The sequence below is a fragment of the Micromonospora psammae genome, from assembly GCF_036902725.1.
In the GTDB taxonomy this organism is placed as follows: Bacteria; Actinomycetota; Actinomycetes; order Mycobacteriales; family Micromonosporaceae; genus Micromonospora.
Genome location: NZ_JBAKHM010000044.1, coordinates 1 through 17,962, shown reverse-complemented (window position 1 = coordinate 17,962; position 17,962 = coordinate 1). Strand labels below are relative to the sequence as shown.

The 17,962-nt window shown below is 69.1% G+C and carries 18 protein-coding genes and 1 pseudogene; 13 read left to right on the top strand and 6 right to left on the bottom strand.

Going from position 1 to position 17,962, the window contains the following annotated elements:
• On the bottom strand, window positions 1-372 hold a 372-nt coding region (locus V6U79_RS29130; protein WP_442933833.1), incomplete at its 3' end, for a hypothetical protein.
• 86 nt (window positions 373-458) lie between these two features.
• On the opposite strand from V6U79_RS29130, the gene V6U79_RS29125 reads away from it, so the two are divergent.
• Window positions 459-707, top strand: a complete 249-nt coding sequence (locus tag V6U79_RS29125; RefSeq protein ID WP_334616644.1) for a cupin domain-containing protein — start codon at window positions 459-461, stop codon at window positions 705-707.
• Between the two features lie 677 nt (window positions 708-1,384).
• Window positions 1,385-1,801: a CPBP family intramembrane glutamic endopeptidase gene (locus V6U79_RS29120; protein WP_334616643.1), complete on the top strand. Its 417-nt coding sequence runs from the start codon at window positions 1,385-1,387 to the stop codon at window positions 1,799-1,801.
• A 250-nt stretch (window positions 1,802-2,051) separates the two neighbouring features.
• On the opposite strand, the gene V6U79_RS29115 is transcribed toward V6U79_RS29120, so the two are convergent.
• Entirely contained in the window at window positions 2,052-2,363 is a 312-nt protein-coding gene (locus tag V6U79_RS29115; RefSeq protein WP_334616645.1) for a zinc-binding dehydrogenase, read from the bottom strand.
• Between the two features lie 1,028 nt (window positions 2,364-3,391).
• On the opposite strand from V6U79_RS29115, the gene V6U79_RS29110 reads away from it, so the two are divergent.
• From V6U79_RS29110 to V6U79_RS29100, 3 genes are all read left to right on the top strand, one after another.
• A complete protein-coding gene (locus tag V6U79_RS29110; RefSeq protein ID WP_334616642.1) occupies window positions 3,392-8,644 on the top strand; it encodes a trypsin-like peptidase domain-containing protein in 5,253 nt (1,750 codons plus the stop codon).
• Window positions 8,631-9,128 carry a hypothetical protein gene (locus tag V6U79_RS29105; protein WP_334616641.1) on the top strand — a complete coding sequence of 166 codons (498 nt, stop codon included), beginning with the start codon at window positions 8,631-8,633 and terminating at the stop codon, window positions 9,126-9,128. The genes V6U79_RS29110 and V6U79_RS29105 overlap by 14 nt, the downstream gene beginning before the upstream one ends.
• Window positions 9,129-9,422: 294 nt before the next feature.
• The gene (locus V6U79_RS29100; RefSeq protein WP_334616640.1) at window positions 9,423-9,875 is read left to right on the top strand and encodes a tetratricopeptide repeat protein; all 453 of its coding nucleotides are present in this window, start codon (window positions 9,423-9,425) and stop codon (window positions 9,873-9,875) included.
• 48 nt (window positions 9,876-9,923) lie between these two features.
• Here V6U79_RS29100 and V6U79_RS29095 read toward each other — a convergent pair whose 3' ends face one another.
• On the bottom strand, window positions 9,924-11,156 hold the full coding sequence (locus tag V6U79_RS29095) for a helix-turn-helix domain-containing protein (RefSeq protein WP_334616639.1): 1,233 nt from the start codon (window positions 11,154-11,156) through the stop codon (window positions 9,924-9,926).
• Window positions 11,153-11,299 (bottom strand): hypothetical protein, encoded by a 147-nt coding sequence (locus tag V6U79_RS29090; protein WP_334616638.1) that lies wholly within the window; start codon window positions 11,297-11,299, stop codon window positions 11,153-11,155. Before V6U79_RS29090 ends, V6U79_RS29095 begins: the two co-directional genes overlap by 4 nt.
• A 158-nt stretch (window positions 11,300-11,457) precedes the next feature.
• Between V6U79_RS29090 and V6U79_RS29085 the strand changes: the two genes are divergently transcribed.
• The 4 genes and pseudogenes from V6U79_RS29085 to V6U79_RS29925 all read left to right on the top strand — a co-directional run bounded on the left by V6U79_RS29085 (window position 11,458) and on the right by V6U79_RS29925 (window position 13,081).
• Complete coding sequence (locus V6U79_RS29085; RefSeq protein WP_334616637.1) at window positions 11,458-12,306, top strand: DUF5753 domain-containing protein; 849 nt, start codon at window positions 11,458-11,460, stop codon at window positions 12,304-12,306.
• Entirely contained in the window at window positions 12,296-12,484 is a 189-nt protein-coding gene (locus V6U79_RS29080; protein WP_334616636.1) for a DUF397 domain-containing protein, read from the top strand. Before V6U79_RS29085 ends, V6U79_RS29080 begins: the two co-directional genes overlap by 11 nt.
• A gap of 241 nt (window positions 12,485-12,725) precedes the next feature.
• Window positions 12,726-12,860, top strand: a pseudogene (locus V6U79_RS29930) (IS256 family transposase); the annotation flags it as partial.
• Between the two features lie 71 nt (window positions 12,861-12,931).
• A complete protein-coding gene (locus V6U79_RS29925) occupies window positions 12,932-13,081 on the top strand; it encodes a transposase (RefSeq protein WP_442933832.1) in 150 nt (49 codons plus the stop codon).
• A gap of 182 nt (window positions 13,082-13,263) precedes the next feature.
• Here the strand turns inward: V6U79_RS29925 and V6U79_RS29070 are convergent, their stop codons facing one another.
• Window positions 13,264-13,434 (bottom strand): hypothetical protein, encoded by a 171-nt coding sequence (locus V6U79_RS29070; RefSeq protein WP_334616646.1) that lies wholly within the window; start codon window positions 13,432-13,434, stop codon window positions 13,264-13,266.
• Between the two features lie 151 nt (window positions 13,435-13,585).
• On the opposite strand from V6U79_RS29070, the gene V6U79_RS29065 reads away from it, so the two are divergent.
• The 4 genes from V6U79_RS29065 (at window position 13,586) to V6U79_RS29050 (ending at window position 16,987) form a co-directional block, all read left to right on the top strand.
• Window positions 13,586-15,157, top strand: a complete 1,572-nt coding sequence (locus tag V6U79_RS29065) for a TrkH family potassium uptake protein (RefSeq protein ID WP_334616635.1) — start codon at window positions 13,586-13,588, stop codon at window positions 15,155-15,157.
• Window positions 15,150-15,815, top strand: coding sequence for a potassium channel family protein (locus V6U79_RS29060; RefSeq protein WP_334616634.1), 666 nt, complete (start codon window positions 15,150-15,152; stop codon window positions 15,813-15,815). Before V6U79_RS29065 ends, V6U79_RS29060 begins: the two co-directional genes overlap by 8 nt.
• 441 nt (window positions 15,816-16,256) lie before the next feature.
• Window positions 16,257-16,634, top strand: coding sequence for an ATP-binding protein (locus V6U79_RS29055; RefSeq protein ID WP_334616633.1), 378 nt, complete (start codon window positions 16,257-16,259; stop codon window positions 16,632-16,634).
• Window positions 16,631-16,987 (top strand): STAS domain-containing protein, encoded by a 357-nt coding sequence (locus tag V6U79_RS29050; protein WP_334616632.1) that lies wholly within the window; start codon window positions 16,631-16,633, stop codon window positions 16,985-16,987. The genes V6U79_RS29055 and V6U79_RS29050 overlap by 4 nt, the downstream gene beginning before the upstream one ends.
• A gap of 81 nt (window positions 16,988-17,068) precedes the next feature.
• Here V6U79_RS29050 and V6U79_RS29045 read toward each other — a convergent pair whose 3' ends face one another.
• Complete coding sequence (locus V6U79_RS29045; RefSeq protein WP_334616631.1) at window positions 17,069-17,536, bottom strand: response regulator; 468 nt, start codon at window positions 17,534-17,536, stop codon at window positions 17,069-17,071.
• Window positions 17,537-17,962: the final 426 nt, after the last annotated feature.

The following is a 17,962-nucleotide window of genomic DNA, read 5'->3' as shown; positions in this document are numbered from 1 at the left end:
ATCACCGCGTTGATCCCCTTCTACTGGCTCCCGATCCGGGGCGAGATCGCCAGGGCGAAGCGTTTGCGCGGCGGCGGTCGGGAGTGACCCCCGAGGAAGCGTGCCGGCGGGGCCCTGGTCAGTGTTGCCGCCAGCGGAAGCCGGGAAGACCATCACCCGACTCGGCCGGAGCAGTAGACCAAGCTCGACGGGTGCCCCTCGGCAGCCGTGAGTGTTCCACTTCACATGTTCAGTGATGGCCAGGTCGGAGGCCAGGATCGCGGCTTTGAGCTCCAGTACGCCCGCCTTGAGGGGGTGCTGCAGGTCGGTCAGGTACTGCTCGACGTCTGCTGACGGGGTGCCCATGCAGTCCTCCTCAACCAACGGATCCATCGACTGACGTTCCCGCTCCCACCTCGCTGAGGTGACGGGAGCGGCGTACCCCGTACTAGAGTACGAGCCACCGACGGGACTGCTCGGTGCCCTGGAGGGAGCCCGTCAGAAGGCAGACGATCATCGCGTTGCGTCGCGGGGTCGAGCTCAGCGAGCACGAGAACCCGGGCCAGGCGACGGTGCTGGTGCTACGGGGGCGGGTCGAACTGGTCGGTTCCGCGGCAAGCTGGACCGGACGCCAGGGGGACCTGATCCTCGTGCCACCGGAGCGGCACCGCCTGGTTGCCCACGAGGACACGGTGGTGTTGCTGACAGTGGCAAAGCTCGGTCAGTAAAGAAGGTCGGCCCGCCCTTCCCTCGCTCCCGCGGGCTACGGCCGCCGCCGGAGCTGGACGGTCACCGCGACCGCACGACCTCATCGGACACGACGGGATCTCCCAGCAGAAGCTCCGTATCCTCGACGCACGGCGACCCGGAAGTCGAAGCCGTCACTGTCGATATCGACCGCCTGAGGCAGCGCCAGCTGACGAACATCGTCAGCGTCAGCCATCGAGGTCGCTCCAGCACCCACCCCCGGCATCCGTATAGCCTAACCACCGCGCCGGGCCGCCTGCCCGCAGGACTTGACAGCGAGACGATCCGCCGGTGGCGACAGTGCCATCAGCGGACCGTGCAGAATCAACTAATTCATCTGCCGCTGACAAAGCGCGGGGTTCGCGAGCGCGCTCGTCACCGTCCGTGCCCACCGACTTACCCCACCCGCGGCCGTTCCGCGTGGCCTGCATGTCGCCGGGAGACCAGGGCCGCCAGGACCGCCTACTCGCTGGTGAGGAGGGGTCGCGCCGTGGTCGGCATGACTGCTGCTGGTACCACGGCGGTGACTGGCACGCTGTGTCGGCTATCGCGATCCGCCTGGCTCTCGACGTGCAGTCCGCTGGCGTTCCGTTCGACGACATCTCCGCTCGCGTCCGACGGCGGGCGGCCGAGGAGCTGCGGTTGAGCGACTGGGAACGTGAGGCGCCGGAGTGCGGGTCGCGTCATCGGAAGCTGGACCCGCAGCCCACGGGCAGGTCTGGTCGCCGGGGTGCTGGTCTCGAGCGTGCTGTTCACGGCCGCCCACGGCTCAACGGATCCGTACATCAACGTCTGGTACTTCGTGCTCTGGACCGGACTGGCCATCATCACCTGGCGCACCGGCGGCCTTGAGATCGCGATCATGCTCCACGCCGTACTCAACCCGTTCACCTTCATCCTGGCCACATCCCGGTTAGACCTCGGTAGTGCAACGCAGGACCGCTCAGCCGGAGTCGGCTCGCCGTACCAGCTCGTCCCCGCCTTCACTGTCATCGTCATAACCGCAATCGTCTGGTGGTGCACCCGAAGGACAGGACCAGCACTTACCGCGGGCCGTAGTCAGACGGGGTCGTGACGTGGTGTCACTGACGGCTGGTCGCGAGGGTTGCTGTCATCCAGGTATGTCCGCCACGCCAACTGTCGAAGGGAATTTGAGGCTACCGCTGGCTTGACCCGATACCGCAGAGGTCGAGGTTCGCAGCGATGATCGACGTCACATGACTGCGCAGATCACCGCCGGGCAGGTCGAGATCGTTGAGACCGTGCTGCCGCAGGGTCAGGGGGAGTTGTGGTGCTTGTGTGTTGGGCAGCAACCACGGTGGCGATCAGGCCGGGAACGCGATCACCAGCTTGCCGGTGGTGTGACCGCTCTCGACGGCGGTCACAGCTTCGGCGGCCTGGTCGAAAGGAAACGAGCGGGTGATGTGCGGATCGATCGTGCCTGCCACCATCAGTGCAGCGACCGTCTCCAGCCCTGATCGGTCGAGTCGGCGGACCACGAACGTGCCGCCCAGCTCGGGCACCGTCATGTCAGCGACGGAGATCAGCCGCTTGACGTCCTTGACCAGGCCGGCGACTGACCGCAGCGAGTCACCGCCGACCAGATCGATCAAGCCGTCCACGCCGTCCGGCGTCAGCGTGCGGACCCTCGTCGGCGGTCACCCAGCCAGCGGGCACGCCGCGTCGAGAGCGCGGGCGAGCATCGGCAGCCCGAGGGCCAGCGTGGTGGCGACTCGAACCCCGGGACCCACGTGGCCGGCCACCCGGGTCTAGCCGCATCGAGGTGTGGCTCTGCACGTCGCCGTGCTGACATAGGCACAAGTCCCGAAACCTGGGACTTGAACCCCACCGGCAGCTCTCTGACCAGGTGCTCCTGCTCGGCGACCTCTTCGGCGAGCCCGAAGAGGTCACCGGCCGCCTAGGACTGCGTGAGCTTCAAGGTTTTGCCGATGGCCATCGGCGGTGGGGCAATGGTCTGTGTCCCCCCTCGGACACAAACCATTGCCCCACGGTGCGCGCTGAGATCCACTGCAGCGCGCACCGTTTGCGTTTCAGGCCGGTAGGTGAGCCGGAGTCCGAGTTGCCGGTAGACCTCCGCCTTGTCGGCGGGGTCGGCGTCGCGGAGCACGGTGGTGATGTCGCCAGCGCGGTCACCAGCGTCGTGATTTCCGCTCGGCTCACTGGCGCGGGGTGGTGCCCGCGTTCGCGGTGATCCGCTTCGGCACGGGCGCGCTCTGCCTGGGTCTGTGCGATCCAGCCGGTGACTACCGCGGGATCGGCACCAGCGTCGAGGGCGGCGCGGTAGCGCTGCAACTTTGCGTCGCATTCGGTGATGATTGTCTTGGCTGCTGGGCCGGTTGCGGGCGGATGGTCCAGGGGCTTGGAGTCGGCCATCGCGGTGATCGTTTTTTCGATGCGGTGGGGCGCGAATGCGGAGGCCAGACCTCCCGCTCATGCGGTGTCGGGGTACGGAAGAACGAGCCCAGCCGCGTACGACCGAACGAGATCAGCCTCCGTACCCCGTCCACGCCTCCGATCAAGAAGGGACTTCGACATTGTTCAGTTGTGGTGGGGTTTGCCATCGGGGCTTGGGAGGGAGACGTCGGACAACTTACTGTTCCCCAACGGGTGCTGTCTGTGGGAGTGTCGCGGCTGGGAGGTTTCCATGCCGCAACCGCCTAGGGATCACATCGTTGACCTCGCCCGTGACTGCGCCGTCCGGATCGAGGACGATGCCAGAGGGTTCCTTGGCTCCGGCTTCTTCGTGGCCTCGAGTCAGGTCATGACCTGTGCGCATGTCGTCGAGGGCATCACGGCCGGTCGGTTGCGGGTGGCGTGGTCCGACGCCCGGTTGCAGGTGTCAGAGGTGGTGTGCGTTCCCGAGCACGGCGGGGCGGGGCGGACGTACGAAGTGCCGGATCTCGCCCTGCTGAAGGTGGACGCACCGCCGGGTCATCCGGTCGTGTGGTTGTCGCGCTCGGCGCCGTCGCCATGGACTCAGGCGATGGCGATCGGGTTCAGCCGTCACACACCAGCGACCCACCCGGCCGCGGACACCGCAACGTTTCAGGTTGTCGGCTCCTCCGGCCCACCGCTGCTCAAGGTGCGCGACGGGCGGATTCCGGCCGGCATGAGCGGCAGCCTCGTCCTCGACATCGACGCCGGGACCGTGTGCGGGGTGGTGAAGGCGGCCACCGACGATCCGGGTTCCCCGGAAGGTTGGATCCTCCCGAGCCAGCACGCCTGCGCGGCCTTCGACGGCTTGGCGGAGGCCAACGCACAGCGGCATCCGCGCGGCTCGGCCTGGTGGGATCTGGCCACGCGCCGGGCGGCATTGACCCGTCGGCTGTTCGGCATCGCCTCCCCGACCCGGATTCCCGAACCGCCGAGCGATCCGCCGCCCTCGTGGTGGTTGGATCCGCGGCACCGGGTTGTGAGCTTTCATCCCCGTTCCGAACTCGACGCGCTGACCGCGTGGGCGATCGACGAGGCGGCGAGCGCGCCGATGATTAGGCTGCTGCGCGGCCCAGGAGGCTCCGGCAAGACCCGCCTCGCTCTGGAGCTGGCCGACCGACTGTTCCGGCAGGGTTGGGTCGCCGGGGTGCGGAAGCCACCGGAGGCCGAGGACGTGCGCCGGCTCGCCGACACGATCCAGGAGGCCACTGGCCTGGGGCACCGGGTGCTGGTGGCATTCGACTACGTCGAGGGCTACCGCATCGAGCTCGAGAAGTTGGCCGAGGCGGTCGGCCCGGATGCGGTGCGCTTCCTCCTGCTGGCACGCTCGGCCGGAACCTGGTGGAGGTGCTTCTCCCCAGGAGGCGAGGCGCGGTATCGGATCGACCGTGAGCCGATGGTTCTCGGGCTGCCGGGCGACGGCCCGGATGACACGAAGGCCGCGTTCAACGTTGCGTTGCGGACGTTCCGGGAGCACCTGGGCAGCGCGAGTCCGGACGGCGGAGGTGAAGCCAGGCTCGTCCGGCGCGCCGCCAGCTGCCGCGACATGCTCACGCTGCACGCCGCCGCGCTCAGCGGCGCCATCCACGAGCGTGATCACGGAAGCCCGCCGGATACATCGGTGCCCTGGGCGGACCCGCTGGACGAGCTGGTACGACACGAACAGCGGCACCTGGAACGCGCCGGCCGCCGGCTACGGCTGGAGTGTGACCCCGGACTGGCCGGCGAGGCGTTGCTGCTGCCGAGCCTGTTCGCCGCACGAAACGCGGCTCAGGCCGATGAGGTGGTGCGGCGCCTACCCGCTGTCGCAGGCCACCAGGTCAGGCCGCTCGCCGGCCTGCTGCACGAGCTCTACCCAAGCTCGACCGCCCTGCGATGGTGGGCGCCGATGCCCCTGGACCGGCTCGCCGAGACCCTGCTCGCCCAGGTGGTCGAGGACGCCGTGGACGGGCCGGCCTACCTGGGTTCGGTCTTCGCCTCCAGCTCGGTGTGGCAGGCCGTCGAAGGACTGGTCCTGCTCCTGCGGGTTAGCACTGACGACAGGGCGCCCGAGACGATCCGGCGCCAGGTCGACGCGGGCCTCGACGCTGCCGTCCGGGCCCGGCGGTTCCTTCTGCTGGCGGCGCTGTGGGTCGCCGAAACCCGGGTTCATGGCGAGGCGCCTCGCACCAGCCGCTATGTCGCCCGGCTTTCCGCATCCGACGCCCTGGCGCGGGTCGAGGATCTGCGCCGCAGCGGTCGGCGCAGCCTGCAGGAGTTTGCGCTGGTTCTGCTCGACCGCGCGGAGGAGGCGGCCCGGCAGACGCCACGGCCGGACAGTCTGGTGACTCGGGTCCTCGGTGGGGAACGGTCGGCGCTCCCGCCGATGCTCGTCATTCTGCGTGCCATGATTCTTGTGCAGCTGGAACGCTATGTTGAGGCGATCAGTCTCACCGGCGGGCTCATTCCCGACCTGCGGGCGGACGTGGCCGCTCGCGCCGCCCATGACGTGCCGCCCGAGCAACCTCTCTTCCGCATCGGGATGCGCGGCGACACGCTGCATCTGATGGCGTCGGAAGGCGATGGCAGCGAGACCTTGGCGATGGCGTTGCAGGTGCAAGCCGCGGCGTTGGAGGGTGACGAGCAGGACGGCGCCGCACTGGCACTGCGCGCCGAGGCGTGCGAGGTCGCCCGCCAAGGCTCGATCTGGAACCGGGACCTCGCGCGGCGGCTGATCTATTACTTGTGCGAGCTGGCCGAGAAACACAACAACCGGGGTGATGACTCCGCGGCCGAGCGGCTGCTGGTCGAGGCTGTCGAACGCGCACGCGCCCAGCCGGATGACGCCCCGATGGCCCCGTTCGTGCTGCTCGCCCGCCTGTTCGACCGCCAGGGGCGGCATGACGAGGCGGCCGCGTTGCAGCGCCAGTTGGGCGACGACATCGATGACATCGAGCCGGATCCGGAGGGAGCCGCCCTCGGCGAGGTCACCGCTGGCTGGAGGCGTTCGGCCGAGCTGGCCGGACGCGGTCTCCTGGCGGAGGCACGGTCTGCGGCCCAGGTGTACCTCGATGCGGTGCGGGACCTGGCTGACGAGGACCCGCAGACGTACTCGGAAAGCCTGGCGCTCTTTCTCTGCCAGGCGGCCGAGCTGGAGCTGCCGCGGGACAAGCTTGATCTGTACGGGGAAGCGATCCGAGTGCTTGGCGACGAGGCCCGAGCTACGCCGCCGGAGCTGCACATGCTCGGCCTGGTTCATCTGAATCTCGCCGACTGCCTCTCTGACCTGGACCGTCCCGAGGAGGCGATGGACGCCGCGACCGAGGCGGTGCGGCACTTCGACCGGTACGCCGAGCATGCTCCCGGGAAGAGTGTTCCCCGGCTGCTCACCTCTCTGCAGCTTGTGGCTCAGACCGCCCCTCGTGCAGGCCGGCCGGAGCTGGCGGCCGAGGCGGCCCGGCGCGCCGACACGCTCGTGCGGCAGCACGATGGTGATCCGCGACTGCCGGGCCTGGGGGCGGTGCAGGTGCTCCGGTTCCAGGAACTCGAGAGACTGCGTGTCGTGGCGCAGGAGGCCATTGAGGCGGGCCGCGCGGAGTGCGCCGCGGAGCTGCTGCGTCAGGCATCCGCTATCGGCCGCGACACGCTAGGCCGGCGGCTGACTGCACCGAACAGGAGGGCGTTCGCGGCTCGGCTGCTCGGTACCGCCGCCGATCTGCTGGGACTGGGCGACAACGAGGAGGCGGGTCGGGCTGTCGACTGCGTCATCCGGTCGGAACCGAGCATCCTGGCGCATCTCGTCCGCGTCCACATTCGGCAGGGTTCCGCGGCGTTCCCGGATGTCGTCGAGGCGGTCGACGGGATGTTGCGGGCATGCCGTGAGGCTGGCGAGACCGGCGAGCGCCCTCTCATCGACCAGGCTGTGCAGTGGGTTCGGTACCTGGCGCACCGCCCGGAGGCCGCGGAGCACCGGGGCGCGATCCTCGGGCTGCTGGTGGGGGTATTGCCGCTTCCGGTCGACGCCCGGACGGCTATTGAGGCACTGCTGGGTGTGGTCGAGCGCGTCACCGGGGATGATCTGCCCGGCGATGCCGGTCCGTCGCTGTGCGCGGTGGTCCGGCGGCACGATGATCCGGTTCTCGCGCACCTGGTGTCCACGGTGGCGGTCAAGGTGCCCCTCGAGGCTCGCCACGCCGTCTACACGGAGCTCGACGCGGTCAGCCGCACGTGGAGCCGCCCGGTGCGCGAGAGGCACTGGACGGTCGTCGCGATGATTCCCTGGCTGCGCGGTCAGGCGCTCAGCGCCGCAGGACGCCACGACGAGGCGGCGTCCGCGATGACCGAGGCCGTCCCGTGGGTGGACGCGCACCGTGAGCAGGATGCCGACATGTTCCGGGTCGTGGTCCGCGGCTACCTGCGCGCCTGTCGCGATGCCGGCCGGCCGCGGGACGCGGTGGACACGATCGACGCTTTGTCCGCTGAGTCGCTGGCGATGCTGATGGAAAGCGCCACGACGCGGGCCGAGGTGCTGGGCTGGCAGGCAGAGACGGCCGGCCGGCTCGGCGATGACGAGCGGGCGCGCATGACGGCAGCAGCACTCGCTGCGGCGTACGACTCGGGCGAGATGACCGTCATCCATCAGGCGCACCGCGACCACGCCCGGGCCGTGTGGCTGCGCGACATCTTCGACCCCGACGCTTTCGCCCACCTGGTTGCTTCCGGGGTCATCGGCGTCAGCCTCCGTGCTCCCTTCGACGTAGGGCTGGCCGCCAACTTGCTGAACCTGCAACTGTGCTGGCACGACGTCGGGACGGTCGCCGGTCTGGCCCGCCGGGTCGACCTCATCGACGGGGTACGTTTCGGTGAGGGGATCGTTCCCGCCCTCCGCGACAACGCTCAGCGCATGCTCGACGGCGTGCTCGCCGCGGTGGTGACCCGATGCGGTCCGGCCCTCATCGAGTTCACCGCGGTCCGGATGCAGTGGGATCCGTACATCGCCGCGGTCGTACAGGCGCGGCGGGGCGGGTCCGGTTGGTTGCGGGGGCTTCACCGGCTGCTGCCGGACTACAGCGGCACCGACTGGGAGGCCGTCGCGCACTCGTACGCGCTTCTTGCGGAGGGACACGACGAGGCCGCCCTGGACGTCGCTATCGACGAGACGGACGAGATGCTTATCGCCCGCTGCCGGAACGCGGTGCGGGGCAGGGTACGGACCGATGCCGACCTGGCCTCCGCGATGCCGATCGCCGTGCTCTTCCGCCAGGTCTTCGTGACGTCGCAGGGCGGCCCCGCCGACGGGGTCGAGGCCCTGCTGACCCGGCTGGACGGATCCGAGCCCTGGTCCGATCTGGTTGCCCGGCTCCGCGCTCTGCTCGGCGGGAGCCGGGACCGCCGCCTCGCCGAGACAACGGATGACACGCACCGAGCGGTGATGAACATGCTGCTAGACGCCCTACCAGGGGAGGACAACCGTGAACGAGGCTGAGCTGACCGCCGCCGCCGCGGACGAAGCCGCCCGCTGGCGCCGTCAATTCGGTGTCACCCTGGCCATGCTCGTGGCGTTCGCAGCCCTCGTAGTGGCGATGATTTGGCTCGCCCGCACTGACGATGCAGTCTGGCAGCGGCGGGTCTACATCTTCGGGGCCGTCGAGGCGATAGTCTTCACTGCGGTCGGCTGGCTTTTCGGCCGCGAGGTCAACCGCTCGGCGGTGACCACAGCGCGCGCCGACGCCGAGGCGGCCCGGCAGGAGGCCTCCGACGCGCGAGCGGAGGCCGGCGAGGAGAAGGCTCGGGCGAGTCGCGTGGACAGCACGCTCAAGGCCGTCTGCGCGGCGACTCGCGCCGCGACCGCCAGAGAGCAGCCCGGAATCAGCGACCGCGGTGCCGGAGCCAGCCGGTCCGGCGGATCCCTGGATCTGGGCGCTTTCCTCCAGGAACTTCTGGACCCGCCGGCCGATCGTCCTGATTAGGGGACGTCGGGTGTGGAACGCAGCTTCCCATTGGCCCGCCGCTCGCGACAATCCCGCAGGTTCCTGATCTTGCCGTTCGCCGATGGCCGTGATTGCCGCGCTGACCGAGGGAGCATGTTGGGAGCAGATGGGAGCATGAGCGGAGCCAGATTTGGCCACCGGGTCGTTTACTTTGTGCAGGTCATCGGCATGTTGATTGTTGGTGTCGCTTATGACCTCTTCGGGAAGACCCAAAGGCGTCAGCACTGGTGGTCCCGGTGGTCAGTGGGGTGACGCCTGCGCATCCCAAGGTGAGTGCGCGCCGAGGTCGCCCCAGCCACCATCGCCCAACTGCTTCTCGGCGTGGTCGTCTCGCTCGGCGGGTGCAATCGGCCAGGCCCCGGCAGTGCGGAGGCCCTCGCCGGTACGGTGATGGCGCTCGCCTTCATCCAGCGTCAGCTGGGTGACCGCAGCCGGGAGGCGATGGCGTTGGACGGGGCCGGCGAGGCGTACCGGGAGCTGGGGCAGCCGGATCAGGCGATCGCCTTCCACCTGCGGGCGGCGGCGGTCCACCGGCAGCTCGGGGACGACTGGCAGCTCGCCTTGGCGCTGGAGCACCTGGCAGCGGCGCTGATCGAGGTCGGGCGCGTCGAGGAGGCACACCGGTGGTGGCGTGAGGCGGTCGCGCTGCTGAGCAGCTTTCCGGACCCGCGCGCGCAGCGACTGCGACGGCGCGTCGAGTCGGTGCTCGGGGAGAGCGCCGGCTGACTGGACCATCGCGGAAGCATCCGGGGAGGCGTTCGGCCTGTGGTGTGGTTACTGCCGGGTCAGTCCGACGGTGGCGGCAAGGCGGGCCACGTCGGCCGGGGTGGGGCCGGCGCGCAGGACGGCGGTCAGCGCGGTACGGGCGGCGGGTCGGATGCGTACCTCGGCGGGGGCGATGCTGTCGGCGGTGACCAGGGCGCCGCCGGCGGCGCCGGCATCGCCGAGGTCGAGATGTGCGCGGGTGATGTCGATCAGGTGAGCGGCCCGGTGCTCGGCCGGAAGCCGGTGCCAGACGTCGACGTCGGTGGCGCGCCGGTGCGTGGCGATGGCCCGATGGTGGTCACCGACGCTCATGGCGGTCACGGCGCGGGCGAGTTCCACGGCGGTGAGGCCGAACCCGATGCCCTCGTCGTCACGATGGTGCTGTCCGCCGTGGACGGTGGCCAGGTGAGCCGCGTGGTCGGCGAGGTCGGCCGCGGCGGCGTCCCCGCACGCTGCAGCGGCCAGAGCGGCTTCGATCAGCAGCGTCCCGGTCAGGGCGACATCGTCCGGCGCGGTGTCGCGTGACGGTGCCGGGTCGAGCTGGTGTACGGCGGTGAGGGCGGCGGTCATCGCCAGCCGGCCCCGCCGCAGGGCCCTAAGCGCCTGGGTGAGGGAGACTGCCGCGAGGCCGGCCCGCCGTGGGTCACCGGTGGCGGCGGTCATCGCCCGGTCGGCGGCCAGCCAGGCCAGGTTGGCCTCGCCGAGCTTGACGAGCACCTGGGCGGCGAGCCGGTGCACCCGCACCAGCAGGTCGGCCGCGAACGCGTCCGCCGTCAGGGTGCGGTGGACCCGGCGGCTGTCGCCGAGCAGGTCGGGCAGCATCCGCAACACCTGGGGATGGTGGCCGTTCCGATACGCCGCCCACGCGTACCCCACCTGGCGGTCAAGCTCCCGCACCGACGACGGCGTCCGCTGGCCGTCGCTGCCGGAGCCGGGTACGTCGTGGCGAGCCAACGCCTCCCGCACCCGCTCCACGGCGCCGCCGACGTCGGTGGCCGGTTCCGGCCGGGCCTTCCCGGGGAGCAGGACGTGCGGGGCGACGCCCAGAGCCCGGGCGACCGCCTCGATCGCCGAAAGCCGGTCGAGGTTACGAACACCTCGCTCGACCTTGTCCACCCAGCTCTTCGACTTGCCGACCCGGTCGGCGAAAACCTGCTGGGTCATGCCCCGGCGCGCCCGCAGCTCGGCCACCCGCCGCCCGATCGGCAGGTCGTTGCGGTGCCGCCGGCCCGGCCCGATCACCGGTCCCGCTCCGCCGGCCGCATGGCCTCGGTGGACTCTCCGCACCGCGGGCACCACCGGGACTTGACGCGGAACGCCAAGAGCCCGAGCAGGAAGCCCGGCACCAGACCGCCGAACACGATCGGTACGACTTCGGAAATCACGAGCACTCTCACCTCTCTGCCTGCGGAGCCCATCGGTGATGCCCGATAGCCAGACTTGCGCATCAAGTGATGCAAGGCAAGTCCTTGTGGCAGATCATCGCGCGTGGCGCATCCGATGCGGTGCACACGAGCGAGCCGATCTGGTGCAGAATCACGCCATGCCTCGATTCACGCCAGCGACACCGCGCTCTCGGCGGCTTGGCCGGGAGCTGCGCAAACTCCGCGAGATCAAGGGCCTGACCGGTGAGGAGGCGGCGAAGCTCGTCCGTTGCTCGTCGTCTCGGATTAGCCGGATCGAGTCGGGCGAGATCAAACCCCGTGCCGGCGACGTGATGGAGCTGCTGGTCACATACGGCGTCAGCCTCAACGAGGAGCCCGCCACGTCGCTGCTGCAACAGGCGCGCGATCTGCGCGAGGACGGATGGTGGCAGCGCCTCGGCGGTCGGTACGCGACGTACATCGCCTACGAGAGCGAGGCCGTCGAACTCAAGAACTTCGAGCCAATGCTGGTGCCGGGGCTGTTGCAGACCGAGCGGTACGCCCGCGAGGTCAACACCATTGGGCGAGAGTCCGACACGGACACCATCAACCAGCGGGTCACCGCCCGGATGACCCGGCAGGAGGTGTTGCACCGGCAGCCAACACCACTCCGGATGCACGCCATCCTCTCCGAGGCGGCCGTGCGGACGGAGGTCGGCGGCCCGGAGACCCTGCGCGAGCAACTCGACCACCTGATCACGCTGAGCCGAATGCCCAACGTCACGATCCAGGTCCTCCGCTTCGAGGCCGGCGCCCACCTGGCGGACAGCAGCGGCTTCGCCCTGCTCACCTTCGAGCAGGACGACCCACCGCTGGGTTACATCGAGACCCTGGCCGGCGAGCTGTTCCTCGAATCGAGCCGCGATCTGGCGCGGCTCTCGGCCGCGTACGACAATCTGAGAACGCTGGCGATGTCACCGGCCGAGTCCGTCAAGCTGATCAAGGAGCTGAGCAAGCATGGAGCGTAACGCCTGGCGCAAATCGAGCCGTTCGGGCAGCAACGGCCAGTGCGTCGAGGTACGCGACCGGGGCGTTCAGGTCGACGTACGCGACTCCAAGGCCCCGGCCGCCGGGATGCTGAGCTTTGAGCCCGCCGTCTGGGGCGCATTCATCACCGGAATCAAGACGGCGGGGAGCCGTCCCTGAGTTGGGACAAGGCGCACCAGGCTCCAGGTTCGATGGCCGGCTTCGCTGCGGACGCGGCCACCCCGACACCCTGGTGCCTACAGGTGCTCCGCTGTGAGCTGCTGCCCTTCCGCCACGAACTCGTCGAGTTCGACGGGGCTCAGGTTCGCCTGCAGAAGGAGTTGTCCGAGAATGAAGACCTCGGCTTCGAGAGCCTTGTCGGCGGGGATGGCGTCGACCAGATCCGCTTCGCCGAGCGCCCGTGCGTAAGCGGCGGCGGCGCCTGTCCGGGGTCGACGAGGTCGTGTTGTCGCTATGCCAAAGGTCTGACCACGGGCGAGATCTCGGCCACTTCTCCGAGATCTACGGCGCCTCGGTCAGCAAGGAGACGATCTCCCGGATCACCGACAAGGTCATCGAGGAGATGACCGACTGGTCCCACCGGCCCCTGGATGAATCTACGCGGCGGTGTTCATCGACGCCATCGTGGTCAAGGTCCGCGACGGGCAGGTGGCCAACCGGCCGTTCTACGCCGCAATCGGGGTCACCCTCGACGGCGAGAAAGACATCCTCGGGGGTGGGCCGGCACCGGCGGTGAGGGCGCGAAGTTCTGGATGAGCGTGCTGACCGACCTGCGCAACCGCGGCGTCAAGGACGTGTTTTTCCTTGTCTGTGACGGGTTGAAGGGCCTGCACCGTCATCTGGGACGGCAGCCCCTCCTTCCGCTGGAGCAGGACCTCGACGAACGTCGACGTGGCTCGGCACGCCACCTCGCTGAGCGTGTCCGGCCCGACCTCGGGCTACGTCGGGAAGTCGCTCCGAATCACCGGCGTCCTCAGCACCGCCGGCGACGTCACCACTCCGGCCGGATCGATCGTGGTGTACCGGATCGACTGCGACGGCCGCGTCATACCACCGACATGCTGCGCGCCGGCGCCGACATCGTACTGGTCTCCGAGCTGCTCAGGCACGCCTCAACCGGTCCCGACCGCGCTGATTGCTTAACCGCTACGGCCGGGGCGCCGGCGCGGGTGAACTCGCACCACTGGAATACGCACTCCTGCCAGTCGCAAGCTGAGGTACGGCCGTATCGGTCAGCCGCTGGGGGTGGATCATGTCGGCATGGATTCGGGTTGGGGGCATCTGCTGCTGGGGTTGGTTGCGGTGTTGATGCTCTTCTTGGCGGCGGGTCTCGGTGGCGCGTTGTTGGCGTGGACGCCGATGGATCATCCGTCGCCTGCTCGGGGAGCGTCGCGTTGGCGGGCGGTGGTCGGGCGGCTGTCGACCGCGCTGTGGGGGGTGGTGCGAGCGGCGTGGGGTCGGGTGCGGGGTTGGCGGTTGCCGTTGGCGGTGACGGGCCGCGTGTCGAGGGCGTTGCGGCATCCGGCCCGGCTGGTGGTGTTGGGGTTTGCGGCGGCGGTGGTGGTGGGGTCGGGGTTGTTGTCGTTGCCGCTGGCCACCGAGTCGGGGCGGGGCGCCGGCTTGATCACGGCGGTGTTCACGGCGACGTCGGCGGTGTGTGTGACGGGCTTGGTGATCGTCGATACGGGTAGCTTCTGGTCGCCGTTCGGAGAGGTGGTGATCCTCGGGCTGATCCAGGTCGGTGGGTTCGGGATCATGACGTTGGCTTCTCTGCTCGGCCTTCTGGTGGCACGGCGGCTGCGGGTGCGCCTGCAGTTGGGCACGCAGGCGGAGACGAAGGCTCTCGGGGTCGGTGACGTGCGGCGGGTGGTGTTCGGCGTCGTGCGGATCAGCCTGCTCGTCGAGGCGGTCGTGGCGGTGATGCTGTCCTGGCGGTTCGCCGAGGGCTACGGCCACGACTGGGGTCGGGCGGTCTACCTGGGGGTGTTCCACGCCGTGTCGGCGTTCAACAACGCCGGGTTCGGTCTGTACGCCGACAGTTTGATCCGTTTCGTCGACGATCCGCTGATCTGCCTGCCGATCGTGGCTGCGGTGATCATCGGGGGTCTCGGCTTTCCGGTGCTGTTCGAGTTGCGCCGCGCATGGCGCGCGCCGAAGCGGTGGTCACTGCATACGAAGATCACTCTTGGAGTGACCGCCGTCCTGCTGGTCGGGGGCTGGGTGGCGATCAGCGTCGCCGAGTGGACCAACCCGGGAACTCTCGGCTCGCTCGGGTGGGGCGGCAAGCTGCTGGCGGGATTCACCCACGCGGTCATGCCCCGTACCGCCGGCTTCAACAGCCTCGACGTAGCTCAGATGAACGACGTGACCCTGCTGGTCAACGATGCGTTGATGTTCATCGGCGGGGGCAGCGGCGGCACCGCCGGCGGCATCAAGATCACCACGTTCGCGCTGCTCGGTTTCGTCATCCTGGCCGAGATCCGCGGCGAGCCGAGCGTGCACGCGCTCGGCCGACGCCTCCCGGCCGGGGTGCAGCGGCAGGCGCTGACCATCGCGCTGCTCAGCGTTGCCCTCGTGGCGACGTCGACCCTGGCGCTGATGGCGCTGACGCCGTTCTCGCTGGATCAGGTCCTGTTCGAAGCGACCTCCGCGTTCGCCACCGTCGGCATGTCCACCGGCATCACCGCGCAGGTCGGCACCGCCGGGCATGTCATCCTGATCCTGCTGATGTTCATCGGCCGCCTCGGCCCCATCACCGCCGCCGCGGCTCTCGCGCTGCGCGAGCGGACCCGCCGTTACGAACTCCCGGAGGAGCGACCCATCGTTGGCTAGGAAACCGGACACCAACCGCATCGCCGTGCTCGGCCTCGGCCGCTTCGGTGGCTCCCTCGCCCTGGAACTGATACGCCAAGGCTGGGAGGTCATCGGCGTCGATTCCGACGCCCACGTGGTGCAGACCTACGCCGATCAGCTCACGCACAGCGCAGTAGCCAACACCACCGACGAGGTCGCGCTGCGTCAATTAGGCGTCCACGACATGGTCCACGCGGTCGTCGGGATCGGAACCGATCTAGAAGCCGGCATCCTGACCACAGGACTACTGGCCGACCTGGGAGTGGCGAACATCTGGGCCAAAGCGGTGAGCCGTCAGCACGCCCGAATCCTCGAACGCGTCGGCGCGCATCACGTGGTGCTGCCCGAACACGAGATGGGCGAACGCGTCGCCCACCTAGTCACCGGACGCATCCTCAACTTCATCGAGTTCGAAGACGACTACGCCCTGGCCAAAACCCGCGCCCCACAGGAGACCGTTGACAAGACCCTCGCCGACGCAGCCCTGCGCACCAAGTACGGCATCACCGTCGTGTCCATCAAACGCCCAGGAGAGGACTTCACCTACGCCACCGCCAACACCACGATCTACTCAGGCGACATCCTCATCGTCGCCGGCAAAACGCGGCAGGTCGAAGCCTTCGCCAACCTGAGCTGACATCACGTGCATCTGAAAAATAAACACCAGCGCAGAATGCCGCATACGCTTGCCGCGGCCATCCCGTGTGCTGTCGAGCCGCCTGTGTGGGGAGCCGCACCTGATCAGCGGCAACGTCGGCTGCGGACGGACGATCTTCCCCTTGTCGGCTGAGCTGAACCACGCAACGTCGACGCTCGGCGTACCGGCGAAGGGCTATTGTGCGCTGATGTCGACTCTGGTGCCGCCATTTCGACGCTGTTGCCGCCCGTGGCCGCTGCGGTGAGCCCTTCGACCGGTGCGGATGCCCACAGCAGCCTGGCTGGGGATCAGGAGTCTGCGATTCCGTCTTTCGGTACGAGTGGTGCTGATTCGGGCGGGTACCTCTTGGGCATGGACGGCCGAGATGCGCAAGAATCTGGGTGCATGCCCGCGCCGAGCCCGCCGGACACGCTGTTGTCGATGACCTTCGCCTTGGCCGAGGTGACCGAGGTGCGGCGCGCGGTGGCGCGTGTCGCGGGGGACGCCGGATTGTCGGAAGGCGACCTGGAGGATTTCGTGTTGGCGGTGCACGAGCTGGTAACAAACGCGGTGCGCCACGGCGGCGGGGCGGGTGAGGTGCGGCTGACCCGGTCAGCGAATGTGTTGACGTGCCAGGTCAGTGACCGGGGCCCGGGAGCCGGTGACGCGGTGGTCGCTCTGCCTGGCTCGACGGTGATCGGGCAGCGCGGACTGTGGCTGGCGCGGGAACTGGCCGGCGGGCTGGTGCTCGACAGCGGCCCGGACGGCGTGAGGGCAACGATCAGCGTGACGGTGCGGCCTTGGCCGGTAGGCGCGTGAGGCAGGCGAACGTGCACGATGAGGGAACCTGGCAGTGGCGCCTGGACGGCGGCGTGCACGAGGTGGCGCTGCTGCTGTCCGGGGAGATCGACGTCGCCGGTGTGGCCCGCTTCGCCGAAGTGCTGCGGGAGGCGATCGACCGTGCCCCGCGGGTACGGGTGGACCTGGCTCGGCTCTCGTTCCTGGACTCCACCGTCCTCAGCGCGCTGGTCGCCGCTCACCGGGATGCATCTGAGGCCGGGAAGCGGTTAACGGTGGTTAACCCGGTCGGGCATGTGCGGCGGGTTCTGGACATCACGGGGCTTTTGGCTGCTCTTGAGCAGGAAGAAGACATTTGGCCGAGCGCCGGCTGAGCAGGGCCGCCGCGATACGCACGCCTTGCCGGTAGGCCCCGCCGCGCCGAGAAGATCCCCGGCGCAGTGCCCGAGAAGCGGCTACGTGGCGTCTTGCCCGGCAATGTTGATGGGTGCGCGGGCGGCGAGGCCGCCGTAGAAGCTGTGGATGTGAGCGACGGCGGCGGCGAACTCGTCGGCGGTCAGCGGCTTGGTGACGTAGGCGTTGGCGTGCGCGCGGTAGCTGACGTCGATGTCGGCGTCAGCGGCGGAGGCGGTGAACACGACCGCCGGGATGCCCCGCAGGTGCGCATCATCCTTGAGAATCGTGAGCAGCTCACGGCCGTCCATGCCGGGCATGTTGAGATCGAGCAGGATCAGGTGGGGACGCACGGCGGGTGCAGCGTCTGGGTCCGCGCGCAGCATCGACAGGGCGGTGGCTGCGTCGGGGGCGGTATGCAGGTGGCTGGGCAACCGGTGCGCTGCCAGGGCCTCGGTGACCAGGACGGTATCGCCCGGGTCGTCCTCGATGAGCAGGATCTGCAGCGCGGGAAGAGGAACGCTGCTCATCGGGCTCCCTTCGGCGCATGGTGCCAGGCCATGGTAGCCGGGCTCTGCTCGTGCCGGCGCGTCCAGCGGCCCTGGCCGAATCGCTCCCGCCACCTCGGGTGCCCTCTCCCCAGGGACCGCCATGTCTAGGCGGCACTAACCTGACTCGCCTCCACGGTTGGTCGTCCGGTGCTGGGCGCCGGGCGCTTACCGCTGCACGGTGATCAGGCTTGTTGTGTTCTATTTGGGGTTCGTGCAAGCGCAGGGGACTCCAGACCCGTCACCGTTGTCAGGCGGCAGGTGCGGCGAACGGGGCGGGAGCTGACTTAGAGGTCCTAACTCTTTGAGTGTTGGAGTCGGCGCCAGCAGATGATGGCGCAGGCGAGGGTGAGGAAGGCTTCGTGGATGTCGTCGCGGATCTCCCAGCGGATGCGCAGGCGGCGGAAC